The sequence below is a fragment of the Achromobacter sp. genome (genome assembly GCF_032102605.1).
GTDB lineage: Bacteria > Pseudomonadota > Gammaproteobacteria > Burkholderiales > Burkholderiaceae_B > Achromobacter.
Map to the genome: position 1 here is coordinate 25,439 of NZ_DAMDGT010000020.1, position 20,854 is coordinate 46,292.

Below are 20,854 nucleotides of genomic sequence, written 5' to 3' on the forward strand. Positions count from 1 at the left end.
CGGGTTTTCAAACCCTCTCCGACCATTTCTGCTTCAGTGTTCAGCCTTGGGCGAACCACAGAAGCTGCGCATTATATACGGAAAATTTAGCTTTGGCAAAACGATCGAATAACGAATCGAATAACAACAGATCAACACCCTTGCCCGAAGCGCCGCCGGACTTCGATCCTGATGTTCCGTCCCGTGAAGCCATCCTGACAGCACTGCGCGCCGCCGGTTCGCCGTTGTCGCCTGTTGAACTGGCCGAGCGCATGGGCATCGAACGCCCTGCGACGATGGTGGGCTTCGAGCGCCGTCTGGGTGCGATGGAGCGCGATGGGCAACTGATGCCCAATCGCAAGGGCGTGTTGCTGCTGGCCACCAAGCTGGACTTCGTGGCCGGCAAGGTGCTGGGCCATCGCGATGGCTTCGGTTTCCTGCTGCGCGATGATGGCGGCCCGGATCTGTTCCTGTCGCCGCGCGAAATGCTCAAGGTGCTGCACGGCGACCGCGTGCTGGTCAAACCGTCGGGCGAATACCGCGGCAAGCCCGAGGGCACCATCGTCGAAGTCATCGAGCGCCGCACCAACAAACTGGTGGGACGCTTCCTGCACGAGCACGGCCTGTCGATCGTCGTGCCCGAAGATCAGCGCATCAAGCACGACATCCTCATTCCGCCCAGCGACACCAACGGCGCCCAGCATGGGCAGGTGGTTGCGGTGGAAATCATGGCGCAACCCACCCGCCATACGCAGCCGCTGGGCCGCGTGGCCGAGGTGCTTGGCGAAATCGACGATCCCGGCATGGAAATCGAGATCGCGGTGCGCAAGTTCGACGTGCCGGTCGACTTCACGGAACCGGCCCTGAAACAGGCTGCCCGTCTGCCCGACGTTGTCCGCAAGACCGACCTGAAAGACCGGGTTGACCTGCGTGACGTGCCGCTCATCACCATCGACGGCGAGGACGCGCGCGATTTCGACGATGCGGTCTATTGCGAACCGGTGGAACTCGGCGCGGGTCAGCGCAAGCGCCCCGGCTGGCGCCTGCTGGTGGCCATTGCCGACGTCAGTCATTACGTGCGTCCCGGCGACGCGCTGGACGACGACGCGATCGAGCGCGGCACCAGCGTGTACTTTCCGCGCCGCGTCATCCCGATGCTGCCCGAATCGCTGTCCAACGGCCTTTGCTCGCTGAACCCGGATGTGGATCGCCTGGTGCTGGTGTGCGACATGGTCATTCCGGCTTCGGGCGCCAAGGCCGGCACGGTCACTGCCTACCAGTTCTATAACGCGGTCATGCATTCGCACGCCCGCACCACCTACACGAATATCTGGGCTGCGCTTCAGCAGCCGGGCGGGCCGGCCGCGCACGCGATGCGCAGCGTCATGCCTCAGGTCCAGCATCTCTACGAACTCTTCCAGTTGCTGTCGCAGGGGCGCAAGAAGCGGGGCGCCATCGACTTCGACACCGTCGAGACCAAAATCGTCTGCAATGAGTTGGGCCGCATCGAACAGATCGTGCCGTCCGTGCGCAACGATGCCCACAAGCTGATCGAAGAGTGCATGCTGGCCGCCAATACCTGCGCGGCGGACTTCATGACGCGCAGCAAGCATCCTGGCCTGTACCGCATCCACGAAGGCCCCACGCCGGAACGCCTGCAGTCGCTGCGCGAGTTCCTGCGCACCATGGGGCTGTCGCTGGGCGGAGGCGAGACGCCCACCGCCAAGGACTACGGCGATTTCCTTGATTCGGTGCGCGGGCGCCCGGATTATCAATTGCTGCAGACGATGTGCCTGCGCTCCATGCAGCAGGCGGTGTACAGCCCGGACAACATGGGCCACTTCGGCCTGTCCTACCCGGGCTACAGCCACTTTACTTCCCCGATCCGCCGCTACCCGGACCTGCTTACGCATCGCGTGATCAAGGCCCTGTTGGCGGGGCAGCGGTACGTGCCCAGCCTGGATGACCACGCCGTCGTCATTGGCCGCACGCAGCGCGAACACGAACATGCCATCTGGGAAAAACTGGGCCTGGTGCTGTCCGCCAGCGAACGTCGTGCCGACGAGGCGTCGCGCGACGTCGAAGCCTGGCTCAAGTGCTGGTTCGTCAAGGAGCGCGTTGGCGAAGACTTCAGCGGCACCGTTACGGGCGTGGCCAGCTTCGGCATCTTCGTCACGCTCGACACGTTGCACGTCGAAGGCCTTGTTCATGTGTCCGAACTCGGCGGAGAGTACTTCCAGTTCAACGATGCGTTGCACGAACTGCGCGGCGAACGCACCGGCATGCGGTATCGCCTGACCGACAAAGTCCAGGTGCAGGTGTCCCGAGTGGACCTGGAGGCTCGCCGCATCGAGTTCCGCCTGGTCCAGGGCACCAGCTTCGACGCGCTGCGCAAGGCGGCGGCCCGCGGACCCGACGAGCCCACGCGCCGGGTCAAGAAGGCCGCGTCGCCCAAGCCCGCCGCCCTCAAGGGGCAAACTGCCAAGGAAAGGCGCGCCGAGGCCAAGAAGGCCAGCAAACCTCCCAAGGTCGCGCAGCGGTCCGCGCCCGCCAAGAAGGCCACCCGCAAGCGCCACTGACAGGCGGGTCGCCTGACCCTTATGGCCAGGCCGTCGTTGGGCGGCATGGCCTTAAGGGGTAACATTGCGGTTATTGCCGGCCTGCTCCGGCGGCCCGCCCCCTCTGGGGCGGGTATTCGTTTATCTAAAGGTATTGCTTTATGGCGTCGACCCAAGTCCTGGCCGGGTTTCACGCGGTTGTCGCGCGGCTGCGGCACGCGCCCGAGTCGATCAAGGAAATCTACGTCGAGGCCTCGCGCCGCGACAAGCGCATGCAGACGTTCATCGAGCAGGCGGAAAAGGCGGGTCGCCGCCTGCATCCCGTGCCGATGGAACGCCTGGACGGCCTGGCGCGCGGCACGCGCCACCAGGGCGTCGTGGCGTTGGCCGACGAGCGGCAGCTCGCCGTCGACGTGGACGAAGTGCTGGATGTGGTCGAAGGGCCCCCGCTTCTGCTGATTCTTGATGGCGTGACCGATCCGCACAACCTGGGCGCATGCCTGCGCACCGCGGACGCCGCCGGTGTGCATGCCGTGATCGCGCCGCGCGACCGCGCGGTCGGCCTGAACGCCACCGTGCAGCGCGTGGCCTGCGGTGCGGCCGACACGGTCCCCTATCTGATGGTCACCAACCTGGCGCGCACCATGCGCAGCCTGAAAGACCGCGGCGTGTGGCTGGTCGGCACGGACGACCAGGCGACGGGCGGCATGCACAGCATCGATGCGCGCCAGCCCATGGCCTGGGTAATGGGCGCGGAAGGCGAGGGCATGCGCCGCCTGACGCGCGAGACCTGCGATCAGCTCGTGAATATCCCCATGCTGGGTTCAGTCGAAAGCCTGAACGTCAGCGTCGCCAGCGCCGTGTGCCTGTACGAGACCGTTCGCCAGCGCCAATCCTGATCCGCCTTATTTTGTAGATTCCCTTCTTTTTGCGTCAGCCCATCATGCACCAGAACGGCTTTACCACCACGATCCTCCATTCCGACCGCAATCAATCCGTCGAGCACGGAGCGGTGCACAAGCCGATGCATCCGTCATCCGAGTTCGCGTACGAAGACGCGCGCGAGCTGGCTGCCGTGTTCCAGGGCAAGGCGGGCTTTACGTACGCGCGTCAGGGCACGCCGACCACGACCGCGCTGGAAGCCAAAATCAGCCAGATGGAAGGCGGCAAGGGGACGGTCAGCTTCTCGACCGGCATGGCCGCGCTGGCCGCCATTTTCACGACCCTGCTGCGTCGAGGCGATCATCTCGTCTCCAGCCAGTACGTGTTCGGCAATACCAACAGCCTGTTCGGCACGCTGCAGGAACTGGGTGTGGAAATCACCTTCGTGGACGCGACGGATTCGTCGCAGGTGCGCGCGGCGATCCAGCCGAATACGCGCATGGTCTTCACCGAGACCATCGCCAACCCCGGTACGCAGGTGGCTGACCTGGCGGTGATCGGCGAGATCTGCCGCGAGAAGGGATTGATCTACGTGGTGGACAACACGCTGACGTCGCCCTGGATGTTCCGGGGCGCGTCGGTCGGGGCGTCGCTCGTGATGAACTCGTTGTCCAAGTACATCGGCGGCCACGGCAACGCGCTGGGCGGCTCGGTCACGGATACCGGCCTGTACGACTGGGCCGGCAACGAGAACATCTACGAAGCCTATCGCAAGGGCCCGTCCACCGGTTGGGGGCTGACGCAGATCAAGAAGAAAGGCCTGCGCGACATGGGCGGCACGCTGGCCGCTGAGCCTGCGCACCGCATCGCGGTGGGCGCCGAAACGCTGGCCTTGCGCATGGCGAAGCATTGCGCGAACGCGCTGGCGTTGGCGCGCTTTCTTGAAGAACATTCCGGCGTGGCCAAGGTGCATTACCCCGGCCTGGCAAGCCACCCGCAGCATGCGCGCGCGGCGGCGCTGTTCGGCTCGCGCTTTGGCGGCCTGTTGGGCGTCGAACTCGCCGATGGCGTCGATTGCTTCGATTTTCTCAATCGCCTGCGGGTCGTGCTGATGGCGACGCACCTGGGCGATACCCGCAGTCTGGCGCTGCCGGCTGCCCACACCATCTACTACGAGATGGGCGCTGAACGCCGCAAGCAAATGGGCATCGCGGACAGCCTGATCCGGGTGTCGGTGGGGATCGAAGACGAGGCCGATTTGCTGTTTGATTTCGATCAGGCGCTCAATGGGTGCCTGAAGGGATAATGCGGCAGGCGTCGTCCGGCCGCCGGACGCGCCAGCAACGCAATCGGGTAGGAACCCATGCTCATACAGATCGCAGAAGTCTTCACGCCGCAGGAAGCGGCCGACATTCGCCAGCGGCTGGATGCCGCGGACTGGGTGGACGGCAAGGTCACCGCGGGCTACCAGTCTGCCGAGGTCAAGCGCAACCGGCAGTTGCCCGAACAGCATCCCTTGGCGCAAGAGCTCGGTGCGCTGATCCTCCAGCGCCTGGCCGCCAACAACCTGTTCATGTCGGCGGCCTTGCCCCGCAAGATATTCCCGCCCCTGTTCAACCGCTATGAAGGCGGAGAAGCCTTCGGTTATCACGTGGACAACGCCGTGCGCGGCATTGCCGGCACGTCGGAACGCGTGCGTACGGATCTATCCGCCACCCTGTTCTTCTCGGACCCGGATTCCTATGACGGCGGAGAGCTCGTCATCGATGACATCTACGGGCCGCGCGCAGTGAAACTGCCGGCCGGCCATATGGTGCTGTATCCCGGAACCAGCTTGCACAAGGTCAATCCGGTCACGCGCGGCGCGCGGGTCAGTTCGTTTTTCTGGATGCAGAGCCTAGTGCGCGAAGACAGCCAGCGCGCGTTGCTGCTGGAAATGGATGTGGCCATCCAGCGCCTGAATCAAGACGTTGCGGGTCACGCGTCGATCGTGCAATTGACCGGCATCTATCACAACCTGCTGCGTCGCTGGGTCGACGTTTGATGAAGCTTAAAGTGTTTCTCGGGGGTGTCGCGCAAACCCCGAAATGCGCGTTTTTGTTTATTGCGAAAACGCCTAAAAGCTAGTATTGGCGCGGGTTGCGGTGAGGTTTTCGCTTGACAGCGGCTCTACGCCAAGGCCTAATACACGTCTGCGTCGCTGACGATTTGGGGGCAACACGCCATCGAATCCTAAGCGGCGCAGCAGTTTAAAAGTTGTGCTTTGCAGCGCAAGAAAAAAGTTTATCCACTGTCTGTTCGTCGTTTGCCTGGTCTTGCGTCCATTTGTGGCATCCATCCTGACGGCCATGAACTCCGCCCCCTGGCAGACTCCACACTTGTGAGGGGTACACCTGCATGAACAAAACCGAACTCATCGATCATATCGCCAGCAAGGCCGATATCTCCAAGGCTGCCGCTGGCCGTTCGCTCGACGCCCTGATCGGTGCCGTGAAGACCACGCTGAAGAAGGGCGGTACGGTCACGCTGGTCGGTTTCGGCACGTTTGCCGTGTCGGCTCGCGCCGCTCGCACGGGCCGTAACCCGCGCACCGGCGAAACCATCAAGATCAAGAAGGCCAAGGTGCCGAAGTTCCGTCCGGGCAAGGCCCTGAAGGACGCCGTGAACTAATCACGGCAGGCGGATCGCCAGGCGCCTCGCGCGGCGATTTGCCGACAAGTACGCGGTCCGGTATACTCCGGCCCGCGTATTGCTTTTGAGTATCCCAATTGGCAGTTTCCCAACTCGCTTTAACGGCGGGCAGCTGCAACGAAATGGGTGCTTAGCTCAGTTGGTAGAGCGGCGCCTTTACACGGCGTAGGTCACAGGTTCGACCCCTGTAGCACCCACCAAAAGCTTTTCAAGTATTTGCTTTCCCAGGATTCGCCAGGACATCAGTGTCCGACCGAACCGACGCATACAACCCGCACACGTCGACGTGGCGGGTTTTTTGTTTTCCGGCTGCCGAATTCCGGCTTTCGTTTTTTTCCCTGCTTTCGCATCGATCGCCCTCGAACCCTGTCGTCGGGGTGATTGCGTCGTTGCCCGCACTTTTTCGTAAGCCTTTTATTGATTTCGCTTTGATCCGAATCAGCGGTGTTACGCTGTTCCAGACGAAATACAACGTGCGAATCATTCGCATTTAAGATATTATGACGGGCTTGTACCGGTCAGCCGGCGTCGCCATCTGGTGCGCGTCATTGTTCTGGCTGGCCGGATAAGTCAATGCACCCTGGCTGATTCATGCCTAGTTTTCAACCCGGTTGGAATTCTTCTTCGCGGTCTTCTTTTGGTATTCGCGCAGGCGCTGGCCTGGCGGTCGTCGCGCTTCATGCGGCGGTGATCGGGGCCATTTTCATGGCGCCGGAAAGTCGTCCTGAATTGGAGGAACCCGAGGCAATCATGGTGAGCGTGGTGGATGCCCCCATCCCCCAGATCGCCAAAGCCGAACCCACTCCCGAAGTGCCGCAGCCAGTGACGGAGACGCCGCCCGAGCCGCAACCCGAGATCGAGCCCGAACCCGAGCCCGAACCGGAACCGGAACTGACGCCCGAGCCCGAGCCCGAACCCGAACCTGAGCCGGTGGTTGAAAAACCGCCGATGCCGGCGCCCAAACCGCCTCCGCCCAAACCGAAGCCGAAGCCCAAGCCCCAGCCCAAGCAGGAGGTCAAGCCGGAGCCCAAGCCCGAAACGCCGGTGCAGCAGACGCCGCCCAGCGGTGCGCCCGAAGGCACTCAGGCGCCGCAAGGGCCTCAGCAGGGGCCTCCGCCTGATCAGCCCGTGATGGTTTCGAGCATCGAGTTCCAGGGGGCGCGTCCGATGCCGAACTACCCGATGGCATCGCGCCGCATGCGCGAAGAGGGCCGTGTCGTGGTTCTGGTGGAAATCAATACCCAGGGCCTGGTGGAGCGGGCGACCATCGATGCTTCGTCGGGGTTTCCGCGCCTGGACGAATCGGCGCTGGCCGCCGCCCGCAAAGGCCGATTCAAACCCTATACCCGCAATGGCGTGGCCTATCCCGCCAAAGCAAAAATTCCGTTCGATTTCGTAATGAGGAACTGAGATGTCCAACGCACTGCATAGCGCCACGCTGGTGGCGCAGGCGACCACGAGCCCGGCCGCGCCGGCTGCAGCGGGTGCGCCCGCGGCAGCCGCTGCCGCGCCTGCGGCCCAACAAGCCGCCACGACTGCTGGCGACGTCGCCCAGCAAGCCGCTGGCGCCGTCCAGCAATCAGCCGACGCGCTGCACAGCGCGGCCGCCGCGTTGCCCGCTGCGCCGGCTCCGGCTGCTGCGCCCGACATGGGTTTCCTGCACTTCGTCGCCCAAAGCGACTTCGTGGGCAAGAGCCTGTTCATCATCCTGATCCTGATGTCGCTGGTGACCTGGTATCTGATCCTGGTCAAGGCCGGCAGCAACGTCAGCATGCGCAAGCGTTCCGCCGACTTCCTGAACAAGTTCTGGAATGCCAGCTCGCTGGAGCAGGTCGAGCACGAAATCAACACGCACGGGGCGCGTGATCCGTTCTCGCACCTGGCCAGCCATGCAATGCATGCGCAAGCGCACCACAACAAGTTCGGCGCGACCAAGCTCGAAGAATCCGGCAGCAACTCCGATTTCGTCACGCGCACCATGCGCAAGGTGATCGACGAGGAAACCGCCAAGCTGGAAAACGGCCTGACGGTGCTGGCGTCGGTGGGTTCGACCGCGCCGTTCGTCGGCCTGTTCGGCACGGTCTGGGGCGTGTATCACGCGCTGGTTGGCATCGGCCTGTCCGACGGCGTGACGATCAACCGCATTGCGGGTCCGGTTGGCGAAGCGCTGATCATGACGGGTCTGGGCCTGGCGGTGGCAATTCCCGCCGTCCTGGCGTACAACACGTTCGTGCGCAACAACCGCGTGTTCCTGTCGCGTCTGGACGCGTTCGCGCATGACCTCTTTGCGTTCCTGACCACGGGCCAGCAAGTGGCGCTGTCCGACGGCAAGGTGCGCGCACTGCGCCGCCAGAATGGGCACGCGGTTCAACGCGGGAGCGAATAATGGCCTTTGGCAGCTTTGAGGGCAAAGGATCCGGAAGCCATGCGGTTTCCGAGATCAACATGGTGCCCCTGATCGACGTCATGCTGGTGCTGCTGGTGATCTTCATCATCACGGCGCCGTTGCTGGCGCATTCGATCAAGATCAACATGCCCCAGGTTGCGGCGGAGCAGATCGAGGAAGAACCCAAGACCGTGGACCTGGCCATTGACGCCAGCGGCGCGCTGTTCTGGGACGAGAAGCCGGTCAATATCGACGACCTGCCGAATCGCTTCAAGTCGATCGCCGGCACCAAGCCGCAACCCGAGATCCGCATTCGCGCCGATCAGAACACCCGTTACGAAACGCTGGCCAAGGTGATGGCCTCGGCTCGTCGTTCGGGCATGACGCGCATCGGATTCGTCACGACGCCGCCCTCCGGTGGCGCTCCCGCAGCGGGCGCGCCGGCCGGGGCGCCGGCCCCCGCTCCGGCACCGTCCGGCGGGTGAACGATTCCAGGGAAGGGGGCGCATTTCGCGCCCCTTTTTTTTTGGATCGCGCTAGAATCGCGGCATGCGAGTTCTGGTAATCGAAGACGACACCACCCTGGGCCATGCGCTCCAGGAATTCCTGGCCGACCAGGGTTATGCGGTCGACTGGCTGACCGAAGGCGACCGTGTACTGGGCGCCCTGGCAGGCCAGCCGTATGACCTCATGCTGCTCGACCTCAACCTTCCCGGCATGAGCGGCCTCGATGTGCTGCGGCAACTGCGCCAGGATGGCAACCAGGTTCCCGTGCTGATCCTGACTGCCCGTGACGGCATCGAAGACCGCGTCGCCGGTCTGGACGCCGGGGCGGACGACTACGTCACCAAGCCTTTCGAACTGCCTGAACTGGCGGCGCGCGTGCGCGCCTTTGGCCGCCGCCGCGCGGGCCAGGCGCAGCCGCTCATCGAAGTGGGTCCCCTGGTTTTCGATACCGTCGGTCGCGAAGTCCGCGCCAATGGCCAGCGCCTGTCGTTGTCCGTGCGTGAACTGTCCGTTCTTGAAATGCTGATGGCCCGCGTGGGCCGTGTCGTGACCAAGCGCCAGATCGTGAACTCGCTGTCTGCCTGGGATGCGGATTTCAGCGAAAACGCAGTCGAAGTCTACGTGTACCGCTTGCGCAAGCGCCTGGAAGGCACGGGCGCCAGCATCCAGACGGTACGTGGTTTCGGCTACATGCTGGATGTGGAAACGGCCTGACGGCTCGGCTGCGGCCGGTTTGATCCGGCCGCGCGCATCCATCCGCCTCATCGAGGGCTTCGCGCCATGACGCAGGAACGCACACCTCACCCGTCCCCGGCTGCGCGCCCCTTGCTCCCCTCCCGTTCCCTTGCGCGGCATCTGGTCATCCGACTGATGCCCCCGATCCTGCTGCTCGTCCTGCTGGACCTGGCGGCCACCTGGGTCATCACGCACAAGATCGACATGTCGCTCTGGATGCTGGAAGACTTCTTCTGGCTGATGGTCGTGGGTCAGGTGGCGCTGATCGCCCTGTTCACCTGGGTGGTGGTGCAGGGCGTGCGGTCCGGCCTGCGGTCGGTGAACCACCTGTCCGAGGAAATCCGCCAGCGTTCCATCGACGATATGCAGCCGCTGGAGGTCGCGGGCGTGCCGGTGGAGATCGAGCCCCTGGTCACGCATACCAACGACCTCCTGCTGCGGCTGGATGCGTCACTGGCGGCGCAGCGGCGTTTCATCGGCCATGCCGCGCACCAGTTGCGAACGCCGCTGTCCGGACTGAGGCTCGAATCCGAGTTGATGCTGGCCCGACCCCTGCCGGATGACGTCCGGGCCCGCGCGGAGCGCATCAAGGCCGTCAGCGACCGCATGATAAGGCTGGGCCAGCAGTTGCTGGTGCTGGCGCGCGCCGACCCGAATGCGCGGCCGCAGGACAGCTTCGTGCGCATCGACCTTTGCGAATGGGTGCGCGTGCACGGCGCCGAGTGGTTTCCCCGTGTGCGCGAAGCCCACTACGAACTGGACCTGGCCGCGCCCGACACGCCGATCTGGATCGATGCAGACCCCTTGCTGCTGGCGGAACTGCTGGGCAACCTGATCGACAACGCGCTGCGCTACGGCAATCCAAGCGGCCGGATCACCCTTATCGTGGGCGCCAATCCTCCTTCGCTCACCGTGGAAGACGATGGCCCCGGCATTCCCCCCGAAGAGCGCGACCGCGTTTTCGAGGCCTTCTACCGGTCTCCCACCGCCACGGCGGGCGGATCGGGCCTGGGGCTGGCTATCGTGCGCGAGATCGCGCATGCGCACGGCGCCTGGTGGAAGCTGACCAGCCGTCCTGATTTTTCCGGAACACGGTTGTCGGTCGTGTTTCCTGGCCCCCGCAAAGGGGCTCAACTCACTCGCCAAGAACCCGCATCATGAGCCAAGACACGGTCAGCGCTCCATCCTCGTCCTCAGGCCACCCCGGTCTCGGCGGCATGCACGCGCCGTCGTCGCGTGCCGCCCTGGTGCTGGGCGCGCTGGGGGTGGTGTACGGCGACATCGGCACCAGCCCCTTGTACACGCTGCGCGCCTGCCTGACCGGGCTCAGCGTGCATACCGACCTGGAACCCGCTCATCTGCTGGGCGTGCTGTCCATCCTGTTCTGGATGCTGATGGTGGTGGTGTCCCTGAAATACGTAACGCTGGTGCTGCGCGCGGATAACCGGGGCGAGGGCGGCACCCTGGCGCTGCTGGAACTGGCGGTGAGGGCGCGCGAAGGCAAGCTGCGCTGGATCCTGATCGTGCTTGGCATCTTCGGCGCGGCGCTGTTCTACGGCGACAGCATGATCACGCCGGCGATCTCGGTGCTGTCGGCGCTGGAAGGCATCGGCATCGTGTCGCACACGCTGGACGCCTGGGTGGTGCCGATCGCGCTCGTCGTCCTGATCGCGCTGTTTGCCATCCAGTCGCACGGCACGGCTACGATGGGCAAGCTCTTCGGCCCCGTGATGTTCGTTTGGTTCGCGACGCTGGCGGCCCTGGGTGGCTGGCAGATCTGGCAGACGCCCGAGGTGTTGGCCGCGCTGAACCCCATGTGGGGACTGCGCTTCATCGTCGAATCGCCCTGGATCAGCTTCGTCCTGCTTGGCGCGGTGGTGCTGGCGCTGACCGGGGCCGAGGCGCTTTATGCGGACATGGGGCATTTCGGCCGTCCGGCGATCCGCCGCGCCTGGTTCAGCATGGTGCTGCCGGCGCTGACGTTGTGCTACTTCGGCCAAGGCGCGCTGCTGCTGCGCGATCCCACGGCAATCCGCAATCCGTTTTTCCTGATGGCGCCGGAATGGGGGCTTGCCCCGCTGGTCGCGCTGGCCACCATCGCGACGATCGTCGCGTCGCAGGCCGTGATCTCCGGCGCCTATTCCGTGACGCGCCAGGCGGTCCAGCTCGGCTTCTGGCCGCGAATGCAGATCCTGCACACCTCGGCAATCGAAAAGGGCCAGATCTATCTGCCTCAGGTCAACGCGCTGCTGCTGTGCGCGGTGCTGGTGCTGGTGTTGTGGTTCCGCGATTCCGACAATCTGGCCGCGGCCTACGGCTTCGCGGTCACGGGCACGATGTTCACGACGTCGGTTCTGGCGTTCGCGGTGCTGCCGCGGGGCAGCACCGGAATCAAGCGCGTCATGTGGTTCCTGGTGCTGGGTCTGCTGCTGTTGCTGGACGTGCTGCTGTTTTCGGCCAATGTCTTCAAGATCCATGAAGGCGGCTGGTTGCCGCTGATGGTGGCGATCGTGGTGTTCACGCTGATGATGACCTGGCGGCGCGGCCGCCGCCTGCTGTCGGACATGCAACAGCGCGACCGCCAGCCGCTCAAGGAATTCATGGAGCAGCTCGAGGAATACCCGCCATCGCGCGTGCCGGGCACCGCCATCTTCATGACCATGAATTCGGGCAACGTGCCGCCCGCGCTGCTGCACAACCTGAAGCACAACAAGGTGCTGCACGATCACGTGCTGTTCCTGACCATTCTTGTGGCCGACGTGCCGTACATTGCTCCGGAAGAGCGTTTCGAGGTTCACAAGCTCAGCGCATCGAGCTGGGCGACGACGGTCAATTACGGCTTCAAGGAAGATCCCGACGTGCCGGAAGCGTTGCGGCTGGTGGCCGAAGCCTATCCGGAGCTGGACCTGGAACCGATGCGCACCTCGTTCTTCCTGTCGCGGCAGACGGTCGTGGCGGCCAAGAGGCCCGCGCTGTCGCGCTGGCGCCGGGCGGTGTTTTCGTTCATGGCGCGCAATTCGACGCGCAGCACCAAGTTCTTCAAGATTCCCGCGAACCGGGTCGTGGAAATGGGGATGCAGGTGGAGCTGTAGGATTCGCAATGGCCGGCGCAAGCTGCCGGTCGCCGCGGCAGCGGCGCAATAAAAAACCCCTCGGAATTTCCGAGGGGTTTTTGCTTGGCCTTGAAGAATTACTTCTTCTTCGAGGTAGCGTCCTTGAGCTGGGGCAGCGACGTGCCGCTGGAGGCCAAGAGGCCGGTCTTGACGTACGTGAACAGCTTTTCGCGGGTGTCGACGATGTCGAGGTTGCGCATGGTCAGCTGGCCGATGCGGTCGGCCGGCGTGAAGGGGGCGTTATCCACCTTTTCCATCGACAGGCGCTCGGGCGCGTACGTCAGGTTGGACGACACGGTGTTCAGCAGCGAATAGTCGTTGCCACGGCGCAGTTCGATCGTGACTTCGCCGGTGATGGCGCGGGCCACCCAGCGCTGCGCGGTTTCACGCAGCATGATGGCTTGCGGGTCGAACCAGCGGCCCTGGTACAGCAGGCGGCCCAGCTTGCGGCCGTTTTCGCGGTACTGCTCGATGGTGTCTTCGTTGTGAATGCCGGTGACCAGGCGTTCGTAGGCGATGAAGAGCAGGGCCAGACCCGGGGCTTCGTAGATGCCGCGGCTCTTGGCTTCGATGATGCGGTTTTCGATCTGGTCGCTCATGCCCAGGCCGTGGCGGCCGCCGATGCGGTTGGCTTCGAGCATCAGTTCGACGGGGTCGCTGTATTCGACGCCGTTCAGGGCGACGGGCTGGCCTTCTTCGAAGCGGACGGTGACTTCTTCGGCCTTGACGGCAACGTCGTCGCGCCAGAAGGCCACACCCATGATCGGCTTGACGATGCGGATGCCGGAATTCAGCTGTTCCAGATCCTTGGCTTCGTGGGTGGCGCCGAGCAGGTTCGAGTCGGTGGAGTAGGCCTTTTCAGCCGACATCTTGTAGTCGAAGCCGGCCTGGCGCATGTATTCGGACATTTCCGAACGGCCGCCGAGCTCGTCGATGAAGCGCTGGTCGAGCCAGGGCTTGTAGATCTTGAGTTCCGGGTTGGTGAGCAGGCCGTAGCGGTAGAAACGCTCGATGTCGTTGCCCTTGAACGTGCTGCCATCGCCCCAGATGTTGACGTTGTCTTCCTTCATGGCGGCCACCAGCATCGTGCCGGTGACGGCGCGGCCGATGGGCGTCGTGTTGAAGTACGTGATGCCGGCGGTCGAGATGTGGAACGCGCCCGACTGCAGGGCGGCGATGCCTTCGGCCACGAGCTGCGCGCGGCAGTCGATCAGGCGGGCATTTTCCGCGCCATAGGCCATGGCCTTGCGGGGGATCTCGTCGTAGTCGGATTCGTCGGGCTGGCCCAGGTTGGCGGTGTAGGCGTAGGGAATGGCGCCGTTGTTGCGCATCCAGAGGAGCGCCGCGCTGGTGTCCAGGCCGCCGGAAAAGGCGATGCCGACTTTCTGGCCGGTGGGCAGGTTCGGGAGGATAGTGGTCATTGTTTGAGGTGAGACGCCAACAGGACTTTGACAGCAACGAGCCGCCAAACAAGAAAAGTAGCCCGCCATTTTAACTCTTTTGGGACGAGGCTGACCGCACGGGGCTGCCCGCCCGGGGCCGCTCGCCGGGGGCCGCCCGCCCGGAGCTCCCCCCTCGGCTCACCCGCCCGGCGCGAACAGCTCTGCAAGGCGCAGGCCCCGGATCAATTCGCCCGTGGCGGCCGACAGCCGCGTGGCGGGACGGTGGCGGGCGCTGGCCAGGACGAGGTTGTTGGTGATCGTGGGAGATCCGATGGCGCTGAGTGACAGGTCGTGCTCGGCGGCGGGGCCGCGCGCCGCCGACCGGGGAAGAATGGCGTAGGCGTCGCCTTGCGCGGCCAGTTCCACGATGGTCTGCACGGCGTCGACCTCGGCGGCCACCTTGAGCCGCACGCCCTGCGCGCGGCAGACGCTTTCGACCAGGGTCCGGATGGCGTTGGGCAGGCTGGGAAGCACCAGTGGGTAGTCGCCCAGCCGCGCCACGGGCACGCGTTCCGGCAGGGGAGGCTGGTGCCCCGCAGCCGCCGCCAGGACGAGGTCTTCACGGAAGAGGGACTCGTAGGCCAGTTGCGGCGACGGCGCGGGATCGTAGAGCAAAGCCAGGTCCACGCGGCCAGCCAGCAGCCATTCGCGCACTTGGGCGCTGAGGCCTTCGGCCACGGCGATGGAGGCGTCCGGAAAGCGCCGGCGGAAGGCCTGCACCAGGGGCGGCGTGAGCACGCGCGCGATGCGGGGCGGCAACCCCACCACGACTTTGCCGGTGGGCGTTTCCCGCAGCGTCTGCAGATCTTCCTTGGCGCGTTCGGCCAGCGTCAGCAAGGCGCGGGCGTGTTCCAAAAAACGCAGGCCGGCCTCGGTGGGCTCCGCGCCGCGGCCATTGCGGTAGAGCAAATGTTGTCCGAGTTCGAGTTCCAGCAGCCGCACCTGGCGGCTGAGAGTGGGCTGGGCGACGTCGAGCATTTCGGCCGCGCGCGAGAAACTGCGCCGCTCGGCCACCCGAACGAAATACTCGATCTGCTTCAGGTCCATCGGATATTCAAATTGTCTATATCTGAAATATTGGTTATAGCATTGTTCGCCCATCGGCGATCCGCGACCATGGCGCTTTCCATGCTGGGAGCCCCCGTGTCCGATTGCCGTCCCCCGCTTGCCTCGCCGTCCCGTCCGCGCCATGTGCTGCCGGCGGGCGCGTGCGACGCCCATTGCCACGTTTTCGGACCTGGCGACGTGTTCCCGTATGCCGAGGGCCGGTCCTACACGCCGCCTGACGCGCCGTACGCCCGAATGGCCGCGCTGCACGCGCACCTGGGCATCGAGCGCGCGGTGGTGGTGCAGGCCAATTGCCACGGATCGGACCATCGCGCACTGCTCGACGCCCTGGCGCAAAGCGCGGGCCGTTATCGCGGCGTGGCGCTGCTGGGCGCCGACGCTACCGCGGCCAGCGTCAAGGCGCTGCACGACGGCGGGGTGAGGGGGGCGCGGTTCAATTTCGTGCCCCACCTGGGTGGCGCGCCCGATCCGGCCGTGTTTGACCATGTGGTGGCGCTGATCGCGCCGCTGGGTTGGCACCTTTGCCTGCATGTTGACGGCGCCATGCTGCCTGAACTGCTGCCGCGCTTGCAGGCGCTTCCGGTGCCCTTCGTCGTGGATCACATGGGACGCCTGAAGGCGGCCGACGGGCTGGATTCTCCGGCCATGCGCGCCCTGCTGACCCTTGCCGACGTAGGCGGTGCATGGGTCAAGGTGTCCGGCATCGATCGCATTGCGTCGGGTGTGCGTCCCTTTGCGGAAGGCATCCCGTTCGTGCGTGCGTTGGTCGAGGCCATGCCGGATCGCACCTTGTGGGGCACGGACTGGCCACACCCGAATGTGGCGGGCGACATGCCCGACGATGGCGAGCTGGTGGACACGTTCTTCGAGGCGTGCCCCGATGCGCAGCTTCGTCAACGTGTGTTGGTGGACAACCCCGCGCGGCTTTACGGATTTCAGTAGCACGCAACGAACGCGGCCGGCATCCCGTGATGCCGGATCCGCAAAAAAACTTCATTCATCGAGGAGACACCATGTTCAAAAAGATTCTCTCGGCCACCGTGCTGAGCCTGGCCGCCGTGAGCGTGGCCCACGCCGACGGTCCCGTGCGTCTGATCATCGCTTTTCCGCCCGGCGGTCCGGTGGACCTGGTGGGCCGCGTGCTGGCCGAGCAATTGGGCAAGGAGCTCAAGCAGAACGTCATCGTCGAAAACAAGGCCGGCGCCAATGGCAACATCGCGGCCGCGTACGTCGCCAAGGCGCCCGCCGACGGTTCCGTGCTGTTCCTCACCAGCGTGGGCGCCGTCGCCATCAGCCCGGCGCTGTACAAAGACCTGCCGTACGATCCGGCGCGCGATTTCGCGCCGGTGTCGCGCGTGGTGAACAATGCCACGGTGTTCGTGGTGAATCCGTCCAACCCCGCCACCGACGCCGCGGACTTCGTGAAAAAGTCCCAGGCAGCGAAGCAGTCCGTGGCCATCGGTTCGTCGGGCATCGGCAGCATTCCGCACCTGACCCTGGAAATGTTCGCGGATTCCAGCAAGGCCAACGTGCTCCACGTGCCCTACAAGGGCGCGGCGCCGGTGATCAATGACGTCATGGGCAACCAGGTGTCGGGCTTTTTCGGCGACGTGCCGGGCCTGATCGGCCACATCCAGGGTGGCAAGCTCAAGCCCCTGGGCATCGCCGCGCCGACCCGCCATCCGCTGCTGCCCAACGTCAAGACGCTGGCCGAGCAGGGCATTGCCGGCGTGGAATCCAACAACTGGTACGGCATTGTCGCGCCCGCAGCCACGCCCGCCGCCACGGTGGACAAGCTGAATCAGGCCCTGCGCGCCGCGCTGGGCTACGAGGCCGTCCGCGCTCGCCTGGAGAAGTTCGGCGCCGAGGCCGCGCCCAGCACGCCTCAGGAACTGGCCCAATTGATCGCGTCGGATCGCGAGAAGTGGACCGCGCTCATCCAGCGCAAGAACATTCGTCCGGAGTAAGCATGAGCGCCAGCAGAGTCGAACCCGTCGTGCCGGGCACGCGCCCGGAACTGGCCGTGCTGGAGGCGCGCATCGCCGCCGCCCGCGGTCGCATTTCGCCGCTGTACCAGGTGCTGCTGAACAGCCCCGCCGTGGTGGAAGGCTGGGAAGCCATGCTGACCGCCATCCGGCAGAAGACCTCGTTGGCGCCGCGCCTGCGCGAACTCATCATCCTGCGCGTGGCCACCTTGAACAACGCGCCGTACGAATTCGAGGCGCACGTGCCGCACGCGTTGGCCGGCGGGATGCCGCAGGAAGTGATTGACGTCCTGCGCGGCAATCCCGCGCCGGAACAGGTGCCGGGGCTGGCGCCGGGCGAGGCCGAGGTGCTGGCGCTGACGGATGCCATGACGCGCGACATCGAGGTGTCGGACGCGGTGTTCGCGCCGCTGCGCCAGCGCTACGATGATGCGCAATTGGTTGAGCTGACGGCCACGGTCGGCGCGTACAACATGGTGTCGCGCTTCCTGGTGGCCTTGCGCGTCGGACATTGAAAGGAGATGGCAGTGCAGGAAACGATATTGCTGGTGTCGCTGGGCGAGCGCTTCGACGAGCCGCGTGCCAAGGATCTGGCGGCCCGTCTGACGGATGGCCTGGCCGACGCGCGTGTCAGCGCGTTCGCGGCGCTGGAGGCCGAGGACACCTATGTGTACGTGACGGGGTTGGCGGCGCTGCCCGAGATCGAGGCCCGACTGGCCGAGCTCGTCCCGGGCGCCCATGCGCGCCTGCTGCACCAGACGCTGGATCTGGCGGGCGCGTCGGCCGGGCAGAACGCGCCGTGGCATTACATCGTCGAGACCGACGTCGTGCCAGAGGCGGAAGCCGACCTCAACGCCTGGTACGACCAGGAACATCTGCCGGGCCTGGCGTCCGTGCCCGGCACGGTGCGCGCCCGGCGCTACGAATGCCGCGACGAGTCGCCGCGCTATCTGGCCTGCTATGACCTGCACACGCAGGAAACCTTTGGCAGCCCGCCGTGGCTTGCCGTGCGCGCGACAGACTGGAGCAGCCGCGTGAGGCCGTCGTTCCGCAACACGCGCCGCACGATGTTCAGGAAGATCCTGTAGCGTTGCAGCGCCGAAAGAAAAAGGCCCGGACATCACCAGATGTCCGGGCCTTTTTGCCGGGGAAGCAGGCTTCAGTCGACCTGTCCGAGCAGCAGGAATTCCATCAGCGCCTTCTGCACGTGCAGGCGGTTCTCGGCCTCGTCCCAGACCACGCTTTGCGGTCCGTCGATGACTTCGCCGGTGACCTCTTCACCGCGGTGGGCGGGCAGGCAATGCATGAACACCGCCTGCGGATCAGCCGCGGCCATCATTTCGGCGTCCACGCACCAGTCGGCGAAGGCCGCGCGGCGCTCTTCGTTTTCGGCCTCGTAGCCCATGCTGGTCCAGACGTCGGTGGTGACCAGGTGCGCGCCCTTGCAGGCCTCCATGGGGTCCTTGAACTGGCGCAGCACGTTGGCGGGCGGCGTGCCGATGCGCGCGGGCTCGAGTTCATAGCCGGCCGGCGTGGACACGTGCAGCGTGAAGCCCAGCATCTCGGCTGCGTGCAGCCACGTGTAGGCCATGTTGTTGGCGTCGCCCACCCAGGCCACCGTCTTGCCGGCGATGGGGCCGCGGTGCTCGATGTAGGTGAAGATGTCCGCCAGGATCTGGCAGGGGTGGTATTCGTTGGTCAGGCCGTTGATCACGGGCACGCGCGAATGCGACGCGAAGCGCTCGATGCGGGTCTGCTCGAACGTGCGGATCATCACGATGTCGACCATGCGCGAAATCACGCGCGCGGTGTCTTCGATGGGCTCGGAGCGGCCAAGCTGCGAATCGTTGGACGTCAGGTTGATGACCGAACCGCCCATCTGGTACATGCCGGCCTCGAAGGACACGCGGGTGCGCGTGCTGGCCTTTTCGAACACCATCGCCAGCGTGCGGTCGTGCAGCGGCATATGGGGTTCATAGCGTTTGAACTTTTCCTTGATCAGGCGCGCGCGTTCCAGCACGTAGGCGATCTCGGCGGACGAAAAATCCTTGAACTGGAGGAAATGCCGCAGCGGGCCGTTTTGAGTCGTGGGAGGAGTCATGGTGATGTCGCAGGTCAGTGGGCCCGGCCGGGCTCGTGGCCCGGGTGGGACGTTGATTATGGTTTTTCGGCCAGGAACTGTTGGATGAGCGGGACGAGGATGCCGACGACGTGGTCGGCCTCTTCCCGGGTCAGGATCAGTGGCGGCAGCATGCGGATGACGCGGTCGCGCGTGACGTTGATAAGCAGGCCGGCCTCCAGGGCGCGCAGGGCAAGCACGCCGCAGGGGCGGGCCAGTTCGATACCGAGCATCAGGCCGCGGCCGCGGATGTCGGCGACGCCGGCCGTGCCGGTCAGCGCGCTTGCCAGGCGATCTTTCAGGTAGGCGCCCACGGTGTGGGCGTTCTCCAGGAGATTTTCGGATTCCAGGGTGTCCAGCACTGCCAGTCCGGCCGCGCACACCAGCGGGCCGCCGCCAAACGTGGTGCCGTGGCTGCCGGGCGTGAAAACGCCGGCGGCAGGTCCGGCGGCCAGCATCGCACCGATGGGGACGCCACCCGCCAGGCCCTTGGCCAGCGTCATGACGTCGGGACGGATGTCGGCCCATTGGTGTGCGAACCACTTGCCGGTGCGGCCGATGCCGGATTGCACTTCGTCGATCATCAGCAGCCAGCCGCGTTCGGTGCACAGGCGGCGCAATTCCTGCAGATAGGCGATGTCGGACGGCCGGATGCCGCCTTCGCCCTGCAGTACTTCAAGCAACACCGCCGCGGTGCGGGGCTCGGCGTCGCCGGCGGCGCGCACTGCGTCCAGGTCGTTGTAAGGCACCTGGGCGAATCCGGTGGGCAGGGGCTCAAAGCCTTTGCGCGCCTTTTCGCTGCCGGTGGCCGCCAGCGTCGCCAGGGTGCGGCCATGCCAGGACGAATCCATGGTGATGATGTGCGCGTGCTTGTTGCCGCGCTGGTACGCGTAATAGCGAGCCAGTTTGATGGCGGCTTCGTTGGCTTCGGAGCCGCTGTTGCTGAACGCGACCTCCTGCATGCCGGACAATTCCGCCAGGCGCGCCGCAAGCGCCGTCTGCTGGGGAATTTCGTAGATGTTGGAGGTGTGGATGACGCGGGCCGCCTGTTCGGTGATTGCGGCGACCAGCTTCGGATGAGCATGTCCCAGGCAGGAAACGCCGATACCAGCCAGGGCGTCCAGGTACTTGCGGCCGCCAGCGTCCCACAACCACACGCCCTGGCCGTGCGTGAACGACACCGGCAGCCGGGCATAGATGTTGGCCAGAGGCGAGCTCATCGCGGATCCTCCTGGGTGATGGCATCAAACCATGCCTTTTTTCGTGAGGGGATCCGGGGGCGAATCGCATTACGAAAGAGGGCAAAGGATCAATCATATACAATTCGCGGCGCGGGGCGCATGTTTGATCACGCCGAAGATCCGGCTTTCGTGAGAGGCGTCCCGCAGT

Annotated in this window: 19 protein-coding genes and 1 tRNA gene; 16 read left to right on the forward strand and 4 right to left on the reverse strand. The window is 65.0% G+C overall.

Annotated features, from left to right (window positions below; genetic code table 11):
• Nucleotides 1-92: 92 nt before the first annotated feature.
• The 12 genes from rnr to RT614_RS27155 all read left to right on the forward strand — a co-directional run bounded on the left by rnr (nucleotide 93) and on the right by RT614_RS27155 (nucleotide 12,830).
• Nucleotides 93-2,558, forward strand: a complete 2,466-nt coding sequence (gene rnr / locus RT614_RS27100; RefSeq protein WP_313625480.1) for a ribonuclease R — start codon at nucleotides 93-95, stop codon at nucleotides 2,556-2,558.
• Nucleotides 2,559-2,698: 140 nt separating this feature from the next.
• Entirely contained in the window at nucleotides 2,699-3,436 is a 738-nt protein-coding gene (gene rlmB, locus RT614_RS27105; protein WP_313625481.1) for a 23S rRNA (guanosine(2251)-2'-O)-methyltransferase RlmB, read from the forward strand.
• Between the two features lie 44 nt (nucleotides 3,437-3,480).
• Nucleotides 3,481-4,725, forward strand: a complete 1,245-nt coding sequence (locus RT614_RS27110; protein WP_313625558.1) for a cystathionine gamma-synthase family protein — start codon at nucleotides 3,481-3,483, stop codon at nucleotides 4,723-4,725.
• A 57-nt stretch (nucleotides 4,726-4,782) separates the two neighbouring features.
• Nucleotides 4,783-5,463, forward strand: a complete 681-nt coding sequence (locus RT614_RS27115; protein WP_313625483.1) for a Fe2+-dependent dioxygenase — start codon at nucleotides 4,783-4,785, stop codon at nucleotides 5,461-5,463.
• Between the two features lie 353 nt (nucleotides 5,464-5,816).
• Nucleotides 5,817-6,089: an HU family DNA-binding protein gene (locus RT614_RS27120; protein ID WP_003812968.1), complete on the forward strand. Its 273-nt coding sequence runs from the start codon at nucleotides 5,817-5,819 to the stop codon at nucleotides 6,087-6,089.
• A gap of 145 nt (nucleotides 6,090-6,234) precedes the next feature.
• Nucleotides 6,235-6,310 (forward strand) — tRNA-Val (locus tag RT614_RS27125).
• Between the two features lie 391 nt (nucleotides 6,311-6,701).
• On the forward strand, nucleotides 6,702-7,520 hold the full coding sequence (locus tag RT614_RS27130) for an energy transducer TonB (RefSeq protein ID WP_313625484.1): 819 nt from the start codon (nucleotides 6,702-6,704) through the stop codon (nucleotides 7,518-7,520).
• A 1-nt stretch (nucleotide 7,521) separates the two neighbouring features.
• Complete coding sequence (locus RT614_RS27135; protein WP_313625486.1) at nucleotides 7,522-8,496, forward strand: MotA/TolQ/ExbB proton channel family protein; 975 nt, start codon at nucleotides 7,522-7,524, stop codon at nucleotides 8,494-8,496.
• Nucleotides 8,496-8,981 carry a biopolymer transporter ExbD gene (locus RT614_RS27140; protein WP_313625488.1) on the forward strand — a complete coding sequence of 162 codons (486 nt, stop codon included), beginning with the start codon at nucleotides 8,496-8,498 and terminating at the stop codon, nucleotides 8,979-8,981. Before RT614_RS27135 ends, RT614_RS27140 begins: the two co-directional genes overlap by 1 nt.
• 64 nt (nucleotides 8,982-9,045) lie before the next feature.
• The gene (locus RT614_RS27145; RefSeq protein ID WP_006218435.1) at nucleotides 9,046-9,717 is read left to right on the forward strand and encodes a response regulator transcription factor; all 672 of its coding nucleotides are present in this window, start codon (nucleotides 9,046-9,048) and stop codon (nucleotides 9,715-9,717) included.
• Nucleotides 9,718-9,873: 156 nt separating this feature from the next.
• Entirely contained in the window at nucleotides 9,874-10,899 is a 1,026-nt protein-coding gene (locus tag RT614_RS27150; protein WP_409558526.1) for a sensor histidine kinase, read from the forward strand.
• Nucleotides 10,896-12,830: a potassium transporter Kup gene (locus tag RT614_RS27155; protein WP_409558527.1), complete on the forward strand. Its 1,935-nt coding sequence runs from the start codon at nucleotides 10,896-10,898 to the stop codon at nucleotides 12,828-12,830. The genes RT614_RS27150 and RT614_RS27155 overlap by 4 nt, the downstream gene beginning before the upstream one ends.
• Nucleotides 12,831-12,928: 98 nt before the next feature.
• Here the strand turns inward: RT614_RS27155 and argG are convergent, their stop codons facing one another.
• Nucleotides 12,929-14,272 (reverse strand): argininosuccinate synthase, encoded by a 1,344-nt coding sequence (gene argG, locus RT614_RS27160; RefSeq protein WP_313625491.1) that lies wholly within the window; start codon nucleotides 14,270-14,272, stop codon nucleotides 12,929-12,931.
• Between the two features lie 159 nt (nucleotides 14,273-14,431).
• Nucleotides 14,432-15,340, reverse strand: coding sequence for a LysR substrate-binding domain-containing protein (locus tag RT614_RS27165; RefSeq protein WP_313625493.1), 909 nt, complete (start codon nucleotides 15,338-15,340; stop codon nucleotides 14,432-14,434).
• A gap of 96 nt (nucleotides 15,341-15,436) precedes the next feature.
• On the opposite strand from RT614_RS27165, the gene RT614_RS27170 reads away from it, so the two are divergent.
• The 4 genes from RT614_RS27170 to RT614_RS27185 all read left to right on the forward strand — a co-directional run bounded on the left by RT614_RS27170 (nucleotide 15,437) and on the right by RT614_RS27185 (nucleotide 18,434).
• Nucleotides 15,437-16,303: an amidohydrolase family protein gene (locus RT614_RS27170; protein WP_313625560.1), complete on the forward strand. Its 867-nt coding sequence runs from the start codon at nucleotides 15,437-15,439 to the stop codon at nucleotides 16,301-16,303.
• Nucleotides 16,304-16,374: 71 nt separating this feature from the next.
• Nucleotides 16,375-17,328, forward strand: coding sequence for a Bug family tripartite tricarboxylate transporter substrate binding protein (locus tag RT614_RS27175; protein WP_313625495.1), 954 nt, complete (start codon nucleotides 16,375-16,377; stop codon nucleotides 17,326-17,328).
• 2 nt (nucleotides 17,329-17,330) lie between these two features.
• Nucleotides 17,331-17,861: a carboxymuconolactone decarboxylase family protein gene (locus RT614_RS27180; RefSeq protein WP_313625497.1), complete on the forward strand. Its 531-nt coding sequence runs from the start codon at nucleotides 17,331-17,333 to the stop codon at nucleotides 17,859-17,861.
• 12 nt (nucleotides 17,862-17,873) lie between these two features.
• Complete coding sequence (locus RT614_RS27185) at nucleotides 17,874-18,434, forward strand: DUF4286 family protein (RefSeq protein WP_313625499.1); 561 nt, start codon at nucleotides 17,874-17,876, stop codon at nucleotides 18,432-18,434.
• A 71-nt stretch (nucleotides 18,435-18,505) separates the two neighbouring features.
• On the opposite strand, the gene argF is transcribed toward RT614_RS27185, so the two are convergent.
• Together argF and RT614_RS27195 are read right to left on the reverse strand one after the other, a co-directional pair.
• Nucleotides 18,506-19,447 (reverse strand): ornithine carbamoyltransferase, encoded by a 942-nt coding sequence (gene argF / locus RT614_RS27190; protein ID WP_313625501.1) that lies wholly within the window; start codon nucleotides 19,445-19,447, stop codon nucleotides 18,506-18,508.
• Between the two features lie 56 nt (nucleotides 19,448-19,503).
• Entirely contained in the window at nucleotides 19,504-20,685 is a 1,182-nt protein-coding gene (locus tag RT614_RS27195; protein ID WP_313625502.1) for an aspartate aminotransferase family protein, read from the reverse strand.
• Nucleotides 20,686-20,854: the final 169 nt, after the last annotated feature.

Excerpts from the sequence above, each read along its gene's own strand:
- RT614_RS27145 (WP_006218435.1), top strand. The coding sequence starts at position 9,046 with ATGCGAGTTCTGGTAATCGAAGACGACACCACCCTGGGCCATGCGCTC.
- RT614_RS27155 (WP_409558527.1), top strand. The coding sequence starts at position 10,896 with ATGAGCCAAGACACGGTCAGCGCTCCATCCTCGTCCTCAGGCCACCCC.
- RT614_RS27120 (WP_003812968.1), top strand. The coding sequence starts at position 5,817 with ATGAACAAAACCGAACTCATCGATCATATCGCCAGCAAGGCCGATATC.
- RT614_RS27180 (WP_313625497.1), top strand. The coding sequence starts at position 17,331 with ATGAGCGCCAGCAGAGTCGAACCCGTCGTGCCGGGCACGCGCCCGGAA.
- RT614_RS27165 (WP_313625493.1), bottom strand. The coding sequence starts at position 15,340 with ATGGACCTGAAGCAGATCGAGTATTTCGTTCGGGTGGCCGAGCGGCGC.
- RT614_RS27140 (WP_313625488.1), top strand. The coding sequence starts at position 8,496 with ATGGCCTTTGGCAGCTTTGAGGGCAAAGGATCCGGAAGCCATGCGGTT.
- RT614_RS27130 (WP_313625484.1), top strand. The coding sequence starts at position 6,702 with ATGCCTAGTTTTCAACCCGGTTGGAATTCTTCTTCGCGGTCTTCTTTT.
- RT614_RS27175 (WP_313625495.1), top strand. The coding sequence starts at position 16,375 with ATGTTCAAAAAGATTCTCTCGGCCACCGTGCTGAGCCTGGCCGCCGTG.
- RT614_RS27150 (WP_409558526.1), top strand. The coding sequence starts at position 9,874 with ATGCCCCCGATCCTGCTGCTCGTCCTGCTGGACCTGGCGGCCACCTGG.
- argF (WP_313625501.1), bottom strand. The coding sequence starts at position 19,447 with ATGACTCCTCCCACGACTCAAAACGGCCCGCTGCGGCATTTCCTCCAG.
- argG (WP_313625491.1), bottom strand. The coding sequence starts at position 14,272 with ATGACCACTATCCTCCCGAACCTGCCCACCGGCCAGAAAGTCGGCATC.
- rlmB (WP_313625481.1), top strand. The coding sequence starts at position 2,699 with ATGGCGTCGACCCAAGTCCTGGCCGGGTTTCACGCGGTTGTCGCGCGG.
- RT614_RS27110 (WP_313625558.1), top strand. The coding sequence starts at position 3,481 with ATGCACCAGAACGGCTTTACCACCACGATCCTCCATTCCGACCGCAAT.
- RT614_RS27195 (WP_313625502.1), bottom strand. The coding sequence starts at position 20,685 with ATGAGCTCGCCTCTGGCCAACATCTATGCCCGGCTGCCGGTGTCGTTC.
- RT614_RS27135 (WP_313625486.1), top strand. The coding sequence starts at position 7,522 with ATGTCCAACGCACTGCATAGCGCCACGCTGGTGGCGCAGGCGACCACG.
- RT614_RS27115 (WP_313625483.1), top strand. The coding sequence starts at position 4,783 with ATGCTCATACAGATCGCAGAAGTCTTCACGCCGCAGGAAGCGGCCGAC.